The organism is Halomonas alkaliantarctica (genome assembly GCF_029854215.1).
Classification (GTDB): domain Bacteria; phylum Pseudomonadota; class Gammaproteobacteria; order Pseudomonadales; family Halomonadaceae; genus Vreelandella; species Vreelandella alkaliantarctica_A.
Window position 1 is genome coordinate 2,185,832 of record NZ_CP122961.1, and the last position, 12,361, is coordinate 2,198,192.

Here is a 12,361-nt window from a genome sequence, read left to right on the forward strand (position 1 = left end):
CTGCTATGCTTCCTACTCCAACACGCGATCCGGCTGCCGTCAAAGGCGTTATGTTTGGGCTAACCGCCTACACCATGTGGGGCTGTTTTCCGCTATTTTTTGCCCTGTTTGAGGGCGTTCCCGCCTTTGAAATTTTGATTCACCGGATCATTTGGGCGTGTTTGTTTTTGGTCGGCTTGATTACCCTATTACGCCGCTGGCCACCCGTTGTCACAGCGCTGGGCGAACCCAAGCGGTTAGGCCGTGTGTTGGCCTGCGCGCTATTGATTGGGTTTAATTGGGGCATCTATATCTATGCGGTGGAGTCTAAGCAGGTATTGCAGGCGAGCCTGGGCTACTTCTTAACGCCATTAGTGAACGTCGCACTAGGCATGCTGGTACTGCGGGAAGTGATGGCCAAGCTGCAGCTGGTCGCCTTGGGGTTGGCCAGCGTGGCCATTGCCACGCAGTTTGTCATGCTGGGTGAACTGCCCTGGATTAGTTTAATGCTGGCGTTAAGCTTCGGCAGTTACGGCCTGTTTCGTAAACAGGTGCCGCTGGATGGTCTATCAGGGCTGTTTGTGGAAACCCTGCTGCTATTCCCTCTCGCCCTGATCGCCTTGGCTTGGTTAAGCTGGAACGGCGCGTCACACTTTATACAGAATACCTCAACCACGAGCCTATTGATCGCCAGCGGTGCATTGACGGCGCTGCCGCTAATGGCCTTTGCTGGCGCGGCTCGTCGGCTGCGTTTGGCGACCCTGGGCTTTTTGATGTACATCAACCCAAGCATTCAATTTCTGATTGCCTTAACTGTCTTTGGCGAGCCCCTGGGCATTATCCAGTTGGCAACCTTTGTGCTTATTTGGATCGGGCTAGCGCTCTACTCCTGGTCGGCGTGGCAATCACGCCCGCGCTACGCGGCGGCTAGTTAGTGCCAGTGGCGGTGATGCATCAGCATTCTCGGCTGTTTCAAGCATAGGCGTCGATGCACTGTCCCGCTCTGGCTGGTAGCCGACCCGGAAGCCGCCCCAGTGCTTACCCTGCACATATACCGGTACCGAGAGGTCGTGCATGATTTCCCCGGTATCGCGCTTGTAGGTTTGCAACAGCAGCGGCTTTTCATGAGCGCCACAGCGGCTGCCGGTCGGGTCATCGAAAATACGCTTGTTGCGGCAGAATTTTAAATCGTGCGCGTAATCACCGGTTGGCGCGAGGCTAACCGCCTTGTTATGGGTCGGCACATAGCCTTTACGGTCACAGGCAATGGCATAGCTTAAGCCGAGCTGAGTAAGCAAAGGCTCCTGCAAATCAGGCAAATACCTATCGGTAAAACCATCAAAACCGGTTTTATACTGCGGCGGCTGCGTACCCGGGATCTGCTGATAGTTGGGCTGGAACAGCTGGGCGTCTGAAAGCTCTCCGCTGGCAATCGCTTTCTCCAACAGCTTACCCAGCATATCGGCGGTGGATCGTGCCGCGTGGAACACCTGTTGGTGGCGCCCTTCTAAATGCTGTTGAGCCAGTTCACCGTCGACGCCTTCAGCAGCCTCCATCAATGCTCGGGCCTGCTCGGCCAAATCATGCATATTGCGGTTGCCTTCATCTACATCGTCCTCCAACTGACTCAAGCCGTCGGCCACGGTTTGACTGTGCTGACGAGTGTTCTCCATCGCATCGGCAACGCGGGTAATTTCGCTCTGCACCTGATCAAATTCTTGGGTCATCGTCCCCAGACTGTTGCCGACAACTTGCAAGCCTTTAGAGCGCTCGCTGATCCGGGTCATTAAATGGCCCATAGTGGCGACCACCGATTGACCGCTCTGATGCATATCCTTGACCAGTTCATCGACGCTTTGCGTGGCAGTTGAAGTCTTGAGTGCCAGGTTGCGCACTTCGCCAGCGACCACAGCAAATCCTCGCCCGTGTTCGCCCGCTCTGGCCGCTTCAATTGACGCATTGAGCGACAGCAGGTGGGTCTGTTCGGCGATATCCTCAATCATGGAGGTAACGTTGCGTACACGCTCAATTTTATCGTTCAGCGCGGTGAGCATTTCCAGCGCTTGATTGGAGCGGTCGGCAACATCGCTCATGTCCTGAATAATATCGTCCAGTTCAGCATGGTTGTGATGGCTGGCTTCTCGGGCGCTCTCTGCCAGCGCTGCCACTTGGCTGGCACTGGCGCTGACCTGCATAATGGCGGCATTAATGGACGTCATGCTGGATGAAGCCTCACGGGCCATGGCCTCTTGTTTGGAAAGGCGCTGATCCATCAGATCGGCATAGTGCGACACTTCTGCCGAGGCTATCGCGGTGCTGCTGGCGCGGTTCATTAACCGGTAGGCCATGGCACGCAGCGAACTGTAATCACGTAACGGTTTAAAGCCACGCTGACGCTGCTCAAGGCGACGTTGGTCGGCCCGGTACACGCCTTCCAGCGCACTGAGCAGCACAGCGCCACCACCCAGTGCGGCGAACAGGAGCGCTAGATAACCCCACAGGCCGCCTTGTGCGGCAAGCCCTATCGACAGCGCCAAGAACAGCACCGGAACTAACAATTGCAGTAAGCGCATGAGCAGTACTCTTTTATTAACGTTATTGAGTATCAAAAACCCTACATAAGTGGGGCTTAACTCCCCTTTGCGCCTAAGCTTAGCGTGTTACGCTAATGAAAGAAGTAGCACTTTTGGGGAAGACGCAAAGCGTTAAGCGCTTCTTCATCATAGAGTTACCGCCGTGCAAATGAATATAAGCACTGCAATGAAATGGAATATCCCTTACTCTCTTTGTTCTGCCACTCTTACGCCCTATGGAATCCATGCTAAAGCGCTACTTGCCGATCCTGACGTGGCTCCCCCACTACCATAAACGCCTGCTGGGGGCCGACCTTTTGGCGGGCTTGATCGTCACGGTGATGGTCATCCCCCAGTCGCTGGCCTATGCGCTGCTCGCCGGGCTACCCGCGGAGGTAGGCTTGTACGCCAGCATCCTGCCACAACTGGTCTATACCCTATTTGGCACCAGCAAAACCCTCGCGGTCGGGCCAGTTGCGATTATCGCGCTGATGACCGGTGCAGCACTCTCCTCAGTGGCAGTCACAGGTACGGAGACTTATTTACAGGCAGCGCTCATCCTGTCACTGCTTTCCGGTGGAATGTTGGTCGTGATGGGGCTGCTGAAAATGGGCTTTTTCAGCAATTTCCTAAGCCACCCGGTTATCTCCGGCTTTTTAACGGCGTCGGGTATTTTAATTGCGGCCAGCCAGTTGGGTAGCTTACTCGGGGTTGAGAGTAGTGGCTTTACCCTGGTGGAACGCCTTATTACCCTGGTGCCCAACTTAGCCACCTTTAACTTACCCACCTTACTGATTGGCAGTGGAACCCTACTGTTTTTGATTGCTATGCGCCGCCACGGTAAAGCCACGCTGCACACGCTGGGCCTGCCACGCGCTCTGGCGGACTTGATTGCCAAAGCGGGGCCGGTCTTTGCGGTAGTGATTACCACCCTGGTGACCTGGCACTGGCAGTTGGCCGATAAAGGCGTCGACGTGGTGGGAATCATTCCCGGAGGGTTACCCGCGTTGAGCTTTCCCTGGGGAGACTACTCGCTGTGGAGAGCACTACTAATACCAGCGCTGCTGATTAGCCTGGTCGGCTTTGTGGAGTCGGTTTCCATGGGTCAGATGTTGGCCGCTAAACGGCGCCAGCGCATCTCGCCCAATCAGGAGTTAGTAGGCCTGGGCGCCAGCAATTTAGCCGCCGGACTTTCCAGCGGCATGCCGGTAACCGGAGGCTTGTCTCGCACCGTTATTAACTACGATGCAGGCGCACAAACGCCTGCGGCGGGTGCCTTTGCAGCGCTAGGTATTGCGCTGGTCACCCTGTCTTTTACCGGTTGGCTCTACTATCTGCCCATCGCGACACTGGCCGCGACAATTACTGTTTCGATCTTAACGCTGGTAGACATCCCCATGCTGCGCCAAACCTGGCGCTACTCACGCAGCGACTTTGCCGCCATGGCGGTGACGATTCTGCTAACATTAGTCGAAGGCGTTGAGGCGGGCATCATCAGCGGCGTGACGCTCTCTATAGCGCTGTTTTTGTACCGCACTAGCCGCCCGCATAGCGCCTTGGTAGGCCGTGTGCCCGGTACCGAACACTTTAGAAACACCACCCGCCACGATGTCGAAACGGTCAATACCGTTGCCCTGCTGCGCATTGATGAGAGTCTCTATTTTGCCAATGCCCGCTACTTGGAAGACACCGTTTATGACCTGGTGGCGAGTCATCCAGAGCTTGAGCACGTTGTGCTGATCTGTTCGGCGATCAATCTGATCGATGCCTCGGCGCTGGAGAGTTTGGATGCGATCAATGCACGCTTAAAAGACTCCGATGTAAAACTGCATCTATCCGAGGTCAAAGGTCCGGTGATGGACCGACTCAAGAAGAGTGACTTCCTTGAGGCGCTTACCGGACGAGTGTTTTTAAGCACCTATGCCGCTTGGCGGGAATTCTCTTAACCAGCTTGCCGTAACGCGCCAGAGAGTGGTGGCCGAGAAAATCAAACTAATGCCAATCTGTCCGCTAGCCTTTCACTAACGCTCGTTTGAATGCATCATAGACTTCTAAACAAGCGTATAGATATCAAGAGCGCCAAGGAGTGGGGATGCCAAGCGAGTGGATAGCGCGTCATGATCAAACAGTTGCGCTCAAAGGCGAGTGGACGCTTGCCAACTACCGGCATATCAAAACGGCGCTTATTCACACAGAGCTTATTAACACAGAGCCTGACAAGCCAACGGATGCGACGGTTTCGTTAGACGCGATCACGCGCCTTGATACCGCCGGTGCCATACTTGTTGTAGAGCTGATTGGCGTTGAGAAAGCGCAGGCAGTAGCCGACTGGGCAGCAGAGCTGCCGAGAGAACAGCAGGCGCTGCTTATTCGTATTGCCGAAGCCATGGAAACGCCGCTTGACGTTGATCCCCCTTCCTATTCACGTATTAGCCAAGCGCTTGCCAGCTTGGGTCAACAGATGGTGGGGCTGTGGTCTCAGCAGCGCCAGCTGTTGGCCTTTATTGGTCTTGTCATGGCCACCCTCTTCCATTTGGTATTGCGGCCTCGCCACTGGCGCTTAACGGCCACTGTGGCCCATATCCAGCAGAGCGGTCTTAATGCCGTACCCATCGTCGCGCTACTCACCTTTATGGTGGGTGCCGTCGTGGCTTTCCTTGGCGCTACCGTTTTGCAGGATTTTGGCGCCACCATTTATACCATCGATCTTGTTGCGTTCTCATTCTTGCGAGAGTTCGGCGTTCTGCTTGCTGCGATCCTACTCGCGGGACGAACCGCCAGCGCCTTTACTGCTCAGATCGGCGCCATGAAATCCAACGAAGAGATAGATGCCTTGAAGGTCCAAGGGCTAGATCCTATCGAGCTTTTGGTGCTACCACGGGTAATGGCAATGTTGATTAGCCTGCCTATGCTCGCCTTTGTGGGTATGCTCAGCGGGCTAACGGGAGGCGCTATGGTCACCTCCCTATCGCTGGATATTTCACTTACCCAGTTTATGACCACGCTGCAAAAAGACGTGTCGGTGACGCATTTTTTGGTAGGTCTTAGCAAAGCACCGGTGTTTGCCTTTGTGATCGCCGTTATCGGCTGCCTTGAAGGCTTTAAGGTCAGCGGCAGCGCACAGTCGGTGGGCGAACATACGACGTCAAGCGTCGTTCAGTCGATTTTCATGGTGATTCTGATGGATGCCGTCGCCGCACTATTCTTTATGGAGATGGGCTGGTGATCGATTCAGATAATCCGACAGAGCAAAACAACCAACCGGTCATTAAGGTTCGAGGCTTGGTCAATCGCTTTGGCGATAATGTGGTGCACGAAAACTTAGATCTAACCCTTGAACGCGGGGAAATCCTCGGTGTTGTAGGCGGTTCTGGGACCGGTAAATCTGTGCTGTTACGCAGCATCGTCGGTTTGAAGCGCCCCAATGTAGGTACGGTTGAAGTCCTTGGCACGACCCTTAACGAGCTTAACGATGCACAGCGCAGCCAAATAGAGCGGCGCTTTGGCGTGCTGTTTCAGAGCGGTGCGCTGTTTAGCTCACTGAACCTGCAAGAGAATATTGCCCTACCGCTGATTGAGCACGCCAGGCTACCCCGTGAAGACGCCGAGCATCTTGCCAGGGTCAAGCTATCGTTGGTCGGGCTTCCCTCACAGGCCGCGCTGCAGTTTCCAGAGTCGCTATCTGGCGGCATGGTCAAACGCGCCGCCCTCGCCCGCGCCTTAGCGCTTGACCCTGAGATTCTATTCCTTGATGAACCGACGGCGGGACTCGACCCTATCGGCGCTGCGGCCTTCGATCATTTGCTGGTCACCCTTCGCGATGCGCTAGGATTCAGCGTATTTCTGGTAACCCATGATTTGGATACGCTCTACGCCGCCTGCGACCGGGTAGCGGTACTCTCGCAGAAACGCGTATTAGTCGTAGATACCATTGATAAAGTGGCGGACACCGACGACGAGTGGGTTCAAGACTACTTTCACGGGCCGCGTGGTCGAGCCGCTCAGCGTGCTCATACCGCCTCTTCAACGAATGCTTATACTCAGGAGTGAGGGTCGATGGAAACCCGCGCGCATCACGTTTTGATAGGTTTGTTCACACTGGGAACCGCCATCGCGGCGCTACTGTTTGCACTATGGATGAGCTATGCAGCTGGTGAACGTAGCTACCAGCCTTACCGTATTCTTTTTGAGCGCAGCGTCAGCGGCTTATCGGTCGGCAGTAGAGTACAATATAACGGTATTGAGGTGGGGGAAGTTACCGAACTGAACCTCAATCCTGATGACCCACGGCAGGTGATTGCCCATATCCGCGTCTACGATGACGCGCCGATTAAAACAGACACACGGGCAAAACTCGCTTTTGCCAGTATTACCGGCAGCATGTCCGTGCAACTCCACGGCGGCACCCCAGAAGCCCCGCTGCTGATTGACCAATCGGATAGCGAAGCACCGTTTATACGCGCAGACCCTTCACCCATCGCCACGCTGTTCGATGAAGGCGAAGACATGATCGAGAACATCAACTCAATCCTGAAAAACGTTAACGAGCTGTTTGACGACAATAACCGTGAGGAGACGGGCAATATTTTAACCAACATTGCTCAGATCACCGAAATGATTGCCAATCAACAGGACGCTCTGGACCAAAACATGTCACTTTTCGGCGAGGCGACTCGCCAAGCGACGACCACGCTTAACAGCATCGACGCACTTAGCCAGGAAGCAACGCAGTTGCTGCGTCAGGATGGTCGGCTGGTAATGCAGAGCGCCGCCGATGCTAGCGATGATGTGGCTCGCGCTGCTCAGCGTATTGAGCAACTAGTAGAGACTAACGCTGGCGCCATCGAAGGCAGCCTGCAGGGTGCGCAGGATATTGCCCCAGCGCTCTCTTCGCTGCGCTCCACGCTCGCTACGCTGGATCGTATTACTCGTCAGCTAGAGGAGAGCCCAACGGACTTTTTCCTGGGCCGTGATCAGGTAGAGGAGTTCCGTCCATGAATTTGCGCCCCATCGTTATCGTTTTAGTTTGCGCTGCGTTGCTATTCAGCAGTGGCTGTTCAATATTGCCCGAAAATGAACCAGCAACGCTGTATCGTCTGCCTAGTAGCGATCTGCAGCCCGTTAATCCTTCCTCCGATTCTTTAACAACCCGCCAACGCCTTGCGGTGGCTGCTCCCCAGGCGGGGTATTTACTGAGTAGCAACCGCATAGTGGTTTATCCAGAGGGCAATGTCGTTAACGTTTATGAAGGCGCCCGCTGGCAGGAGGATGCCCCCGAGTTACTTCAGACGCGCTTGATCACTGGCTTACAGCAGAGCCGCCTATTTGCCAGTGTGAGTAGCGATAGCCTGCCTTCCGAGCGACTGCTGCTAAGCGAACTACGGCACTTTCAGAGCGACTATGCTACCCATCCGCCCACGGTGAAAATTCAGCTCGATGTTCAACTCGTCAGCACTCAAAACCGCACTTCAATCGCTGCTCAGAGCTTTACTACCAGCGCGCAATCAATAAGCACCGATATACCTGATGTGGTTAATGCGTTTGGTATCGCTAGTGACGAGCTTGCTGAGGAACTGATCAACTGGCTGGCCAATCAGGAGGAAGGTAATACACTTGATGAAGCTAGCACTGACTAAGCCAGCGTGATTAGGACGTTGTTGCCCTTCGGAAATACTCCCGCGGGTCGCGAGGGTAGTAGCGTTCGGGTTGGCTTTCCAGGTGGGTAAAGTAGCGGGTGTCTTTGTAGGGCATCTTCATATAGCCCGAGACGCCTAGGCCCTCTATTTGATCTACCGAGGCGAGAATGCGCGCCAGCAGCGTGCGGAACTCACCCTCTCGAGCCGGATCCAGCAAGCGGTAGTAGCTATGTATTTTGAGGTGTTGCGGCAACGCCTCAAAGATAATCATGCCGGTGTGGTGAATATCATTGAGCTGCTGCAGCACATGCATAATCGCCTCTGGCAATACCAACAGCTCTTCTGGGTCGGGGCCATCTTCAAAGTAGCTGTGCTGACGGGTGCGATCCTCAAGCTCCGGTACTGCGCTCAGCTCGTAGCCTATCGCCATGCTGGGTTCGCTGACAAACGCCTCATCCACGCAAGCGCGTTCTAAGTGCAGTGTTTGGCGTGCGTTAAACAAACAGCTTTTAAATACGCCCTGGCGATGAATTGCCCGCGCCAAGTGCACCATATTGTTAACCGCTTCGATAAAGGCGGGTTTTAGCGTCGGGTCGTGTAAATTTAACGACGAGTCGATATACACCCCTTCCCGCTCCCAACGGACCGCCAAGCCCCCCACTACTGGATATTTACCCAAGCGGCTCACCGACGCCAAAAAGGCCTTTTCGGTTTCACCCATACCCTGCATAAACTGTTTGTAATAGCGGTCGAGTTGTACGTCATTGACATCATTCAGGGTTTCTTGGGCACTCGCTTCACGCAGGAAGGCTTTGCGCGAGCTATATACCACGGTATCGATCTCCTGATGCGCGGGGCGCGCCCATACCGGTACCAGCGGTACATTGAGCGATGCGGGCAGATCGATCATTACCACCTTGGCCATACGCGGCATGTTGTTTAAAAAGTAGTCGCCCGCTTTACGCCGCACCTGAGGGTCAGGGTCGAGCATGCCATCCAGGGTGCGGGCAAACTCCATCGGCAAACCCAACGAACTGGCGGGAATCGCTCGATGGCCAAATCGACACGACTGCGCCGAGGCCAGCGCATACAGGGTTCCCGCGGCGCCCTGCTCATCGAATCGTGGCGATGACAGTGCGCCGTTCAACTGCTCTTCACCGATAAAGTAAACATCGCCCAGGCGGGCATTGGTTTGCTGCAAATTATCCGACATCAGCTCCATGACATTGGCGCCCACAAACTGCAGTTGAGCATCTAATTGGGCAAATACCGATGAGCCCCAGTCGATCAGCGCAATAGACTCCTGCTCGGCGTCATACACCAAGTTAGAAGGCTTAATATCACCATGCACCACCGGCCGTGCCTGGGGGCCTGACTCCCGGCGCAGGGCAATCAGGATGTCGGCCAACTGCGCTGCTATGCGCACAATCAAGCGTGGTGAGAGGCGCCCCTGCTTAAGCGATACCTGCTCTAAATTCCAGCCGGGGGCACGCTCCATCACCAGAATAGACTGGCCTCGGGAGCGCTGGTAAGCAATGAGACCTGGAATGCGGGGATGGGAGACCTGCTCAAGCATAAACGCCTCCTCTTCGAGGCGCTCCTGCAAATGCGTAGGCAGGGTAATACGCGAAAATTTAAAGACATAGTGCGCTATAGCGCCTTGGTGGCCGGTGCTACCGGCAAATACAAAACCGTAGGCACCCTTGCCAATGAGCTCGATGTCCTGATAGCCCAACTGGGTGAGCTGCGCCTGGCACAGCGCCACCCAATCTTTAAGCTTACGGGCATCGTGGTGGCTCAGCAGATAGACCGACTGCTCTTCGGGTATGTAAAACTGCTGAAGCGGTGCCTGGGACATAAGTCGCCTTGCTAGCCCAAGTGAAGCAACATAGTCTCTGGGGCTTCCAGAAAGCCCTTCCAGCCATTACAGAAACGCGCAATGGTACCACCGTCGATAAAGCGGTGATCGCCCGCCCAGGTGATAGTCATAATCGCGCGGCGCTGCACCTCACCTTGTTCATCAAAGCGCGGTAACCATTGGGTTTTACCAATGGCCACAATGGCCGCTTCCGGCGCATTAATAATCGGCGCGGCGTAAGTACCCCCCAGCGCACCGATATTGGAAATACTAATAGTGCCGCCTTTTAGATCCGCCTGATCAACCCGACCTTCCCGCGCCGAAGTGGTTAAACGACCGACCTCACGGGCAATTTCCAATAGGGTTAAGCGCTCAACGTTTTTAACATTAGGCACCATCAAACCCGCTTTGCTATCCACCGCCATTCCGATATTGCATTGGGGGTAGTAGTGCAGCTCATCACCCGCGGCATTTAACTGGGCATTAACGATGGGCTCTTCGGCGACCGCTAACGCCATGGCTTTCATAAAAAACGGCATCAACGTCAGCCGCTCGCCCCGGGCCTCGGCCACCGGTTTCAAGCGCTCTCGCAGCGCCAGTAGTGCGGTAACGTCGATCTCTTCGCCGTAGTGAAAATGGGGAATAGTGCTGGCTGCTTCCACCATACGCTTGGCCATGACCGCCCGCACGCCGCGGAGGGGCTCCACTCTGGGCGCTTGGGTTTCGGCTTGGTTTTTAACAGCTTGTTTGTTAGCAACGGTTTGGCTGGATAAGGTTGCTTGAGATGCTTGATCAAGATGCGCCAGCACGTCCTCTTTTAGCACCCGGCCATCTTTGCCACTGCCAGCGATCTCCGTAAGCTGTAGCGAGTGTTCACGTACTAGGCGCCTAACGGCGGGGCTGGCGGGAACCTTGTTATATAATGGGCCAGCAGCCGGTGTACTTTTAGCAGTGGACGGCTCTGCCGTCTGTGCCATTGGTTTATCACTGGAAGTCGATTGTGCAGCTTCTGACTCGGCCTCGCTCTTATTGTTACTGGTTTGGTCGCCAGTTGGGCTTTGCCCATCCACTTGATAGGCATACAGCGGTGCATGGACTTTAGCAATTTGGCCCTGGGCCACATACAGCTTAGTCACGACGCCGGCTTCAGGGGCAGTAATCTCTACCAGAGCCTTGTCGGTCATGACTTCAACGATAGGCTGGTCTTCTTCAATTTGATCGCCTTCAGCGACACGCCATTCGACGACTTCGCACTCGACGATACCTTCGCCAATATCCGGCAGTAAAAAATCGCTCATTGTTGTTCTCCCCATGCGTACTTAGGCATTAATAGCCGCTAAAAGTTGACGCTTTCGCGAATCGCTTCAAAAATCTTCAGGTGATCAGGCAGATACTCTTTTTCCAGCACCAGCGGAAAAGGCGTATCCAGCCCCGTCACCCGGGCAATGGGCGATTCCAGGTAGAGAAAACAACGCTCTTGAATAGTGGCAGCGATTTCACCGGCAAAGCCACCGGTTAACGGGGCTTCATGGCTCACCACAAGCCGGCCGGTTTTTAACACAGATTCAGCCACCGTATCCGCATCCCAGGGCAGCAGTGAGCGCAGGTCGATCACTTCACAGGCGATGCCCTGCTCTTCGGCTAACTCGACCGCTTTGCCGATTACCTCCATCTGTGCGCCCCAGCCCACCACGGTAATATCGGTGCCCTCTTTGGTGATTTCGGCTTCGCCAATGGGAAGCTGGTAATCCTCTTCGGGCACGTCGCCTACCGAAGCGCGATAGAGGCGTTTGGGCTCCAGAAAAAGTACCGGATCAGGGTCGCGAATAGCGGCAAGCAGTAGTCCTTTGGCCTGATAGGGGTTGCGCGGCACCACCACCTTAAGTCCGGGCGTATGAGTGAAATAAGCTTCGGGTGATTGCGAGTGATAGAGTCCACCGGCGATACCGCCGCCGTAAGGGGTGCGAATGGTCAACCCGCCAACGTTAAACAGATCACCTGAGCGGTAGCGGAACTTGGCGGTTTCGTTAACGATCTGATCAAACGCGGGAAAGATATAGTCGGCAAACTGTATTTCTGCGACAGGCACCGAGCCTTGGGCCGCCAAGCCGTTGGCAAAGCCGATAATGCCCTGCTCGACAAGGGGTGTGTTGAAGCAGCGCGCTTTGCCGTACTTCTCCTGCAGGTGGCTGGTGGCTCGAAATACGCCACCAAAAATACCCACGTCTTCACCAAAGCAGATGACCTTTTCATCCTCTGCCATGGCGATATCCAATGCATTATTAATTGCCTGGAGCATATTCATGGTAGCCATG

At 54.9% G+C, this 12,361-nt stretch carries 10 protein-coding genes; 6 read left to right on the top strand and 4 right to left on the bottom strand.

The window, feature by feature from the left end; all coding sequences use genetic code 11:
* Positions 1-5: 5 nt before the first annotated feature.
* Positions 6-914: an EamA family transporter RarD gene (rarD, locus tag QEN58_RS10015; protein ID WP_280103549.1), complete on the top strand. Its 909-nt coding sequence runs from the start codon at positions 6-8 to the stop codon at positions 912-914.
* Here rarD and QEN58_RS10020 read toward each other — a convergent pair.
* The gene (locus tag QEN58_RS10020) at positions 885-2,552 is read right to left on the bottom strand and encodes a methyl-accepting chemotaxis protein (RefSeq protein WP_280103550.1); all 1,668 of its coding nucleotides are present in this window, start codon (positions 2,550-2,552) and stop codon (positions 885-887) included. The genes rarD and QEN58_RS10020 overlap by 30 nt on opposite strands.
* A gap of 245 nt (positions 2,553-2,797) precedes the next feature.
* Between QEN58_RS10020 and QEN58_RS10025 the strand changes: the two genes are divergently transcribed.
* From QEN58_RS10025 to QEN58_RS10045, 5 genes are all read left to right on the top strand, one after another.
* On the top strand, positions 2,798-4,498 hold the full coding sequence (locus QEN58_RS10025; protein WP_280103551.1) for a SulP family inorganic anion transporter: 1,701 nt from the start codon (positions 2,798-2,800) through the stop codon (positions 4,496-4,498).
* Between the two features lie 146 nt (positions 4,499-4,644).
* Positions 4,645-5,778, top strand: a complete 1,134-nt coding sequence (locus tag QEN58_RS10030) for an MlaE family ABC transporter permease (protein ID WP_280103552.1) — start codon at positions 4,645-4,647, stop codon at positions 5,776-5,778.
* Positions 5,778-6,602 (top strand): ABC transporter ATP-binding protein, encoded by an 825-nt coding sequence (locus QEN58_RS10035; RefSeq protein WP_280106923.1) that lies wholly within the window; start codon positions 5,778-5,780, stop codon positions 6,600-6,602. The genes QEN58_RS10030 and QEN58_RS10035 overlap by 1 nt, the downstream gene beginning before the upstream one ends.
* 6 nt (positions 6,603-6,608) lie before the next feature.
* Complete coding sequence (locus QEN58_RS10040) at positions 6,609-7,550, top strand: MlaD family protein (RefSeq protein WP_280103553.1); 942 nt, start codon at positions 6,609-6,611, stop codon at positions 7,548-7,550.
* Positions 7,547-8,188, top strand: coding sequence for an ABC-type transport auxiliary lipoprotein family protein (locus QEN58_RS10045; protein ID WP_280103554.1), 642 nt, complete (start codon positions 7,547-7,549; stop codon positions 8,186-8,188). The genes QEN58_RS10040 and QEN58_RS10045 overlap by 4 nt, the downstream gene beginning before the upstream one ends.
* Positions 8,189-8,198: 10 nt before the next feature.
* On the opposite strand, the gene QEN58_RS10050 is transcribed toward QEN58_RS10045, so the two are convergent.
* The 3 genes from QEN58_RS10050 to QEN58_RS10060 are packed head-to-tail and all read right to left on the bottom strand — an operon-like array spanning position 8,199 to position 12,360.
* Positions 8,199-10,046, bottom strand: coding sequence for a protein kinase domain-containing protein (locus QEN58_RS10050; protein WP_280103555.1), 1,848 nt, complete (start codon positions 10,044-10,046; stop codon positions 8,199-8,201).
* An 11-nt stretch (positions 10,047-10,057) separates the two neighbouring features.
* Positions 10,058-11,344, bottom strand: coding sequence for a 2-oxo acid dehydrogenase subunit E2 (locus QEN58_RS10055; protein WP_280103556.1), 1,287 nt, complete (start codon positions 11,342-11,344; stop codon positions 10,058-10,060).
* Positions 11,345-11,382: 38 nt separating this feature from the next.
* Positions 11,383-12,360: an alpha-ketoacid dehydrogenase subunit beta gene (locus QEN58_RS10060; protein WP_179916390.1), complete on the bottom strand. Its 978-nt coding sequence runs from the start codon at positions 12,358-12,360 to the stop codon at positions 11,383-11,385.
* Position 12,361 lies beyond the last annotated feature (1 nt).

What these genes read in the sequence shown, in the direction of transcription:
- QEN58_RS10040 (WP_280103553.1), top strand. Translation starts at nt 6,609, where the DNA reads ATGGAAACCCGCGCGCATCACGTTTTGATAGGTTTGTTCACACTGGGA.
- QEN58_RS10060 (WP_179916390.1), bottom strand. Translation starts at nt 12,360, where the DNA reads ATGGCTACCATGAATATGCTCCAGGCAATTAATAATGCATTGGATATC.
- QEN58_RS10030 (WP_280103552.1), top strand. Translation starts at nt 4,645, where the DNA reads ATGCCAAGCGAGTGGATAGCGCGTCATGATCAAACAGTTGCGCTCAAA.
- QEN58_RS10020 (WP_280103550.1), bottom strand. Translation starts at nt 2,552, where the DNA reads ATGCGCTTACTGCAATTGTTAGTTCCGGTGCTGTTCTTGGCGCTGTCG.
- QEN58_RS10045 (WP_280103554.1), top strand. Translation starts at nt 7,547, where the DNA reads ATGAATTTGCGCCCCATCGTTATCGTTTTAGTTTGCGCTGCGTTGCTA.
- QEN58_RS10050 (WP_280103555.1), bottom strand. Translation starts at nt 10,046, where the DNA reads ATGTCCCAGGCACCGCTTCAGCAGTTTTACATACCCGAAGAGCAGTCG.
- QEN58_RS10025 (WP_280103551.1), top strand. Translation starts at nt 2,798, where the DNA reads ATGCTAAAGCGCTACTTGCCGATCCTGACGTGGCTCCCCCACTACCAT.
- rarD (WP_280103549.1), top strand. Translation starts at nt 6, where the DNA reads ATGCTTCCTACTCCAACACGCGATCCGGCTGCCGTCAAAGGCGTTATG.
- QEN58_RS10055 (WP_280103556.1), bottom strand. Translation starts at nt 11,344, where the DNA reads ATGAGCGATTTTTTACTGCCGGATATTGGCGAAGGTATCGTCGAGTGC.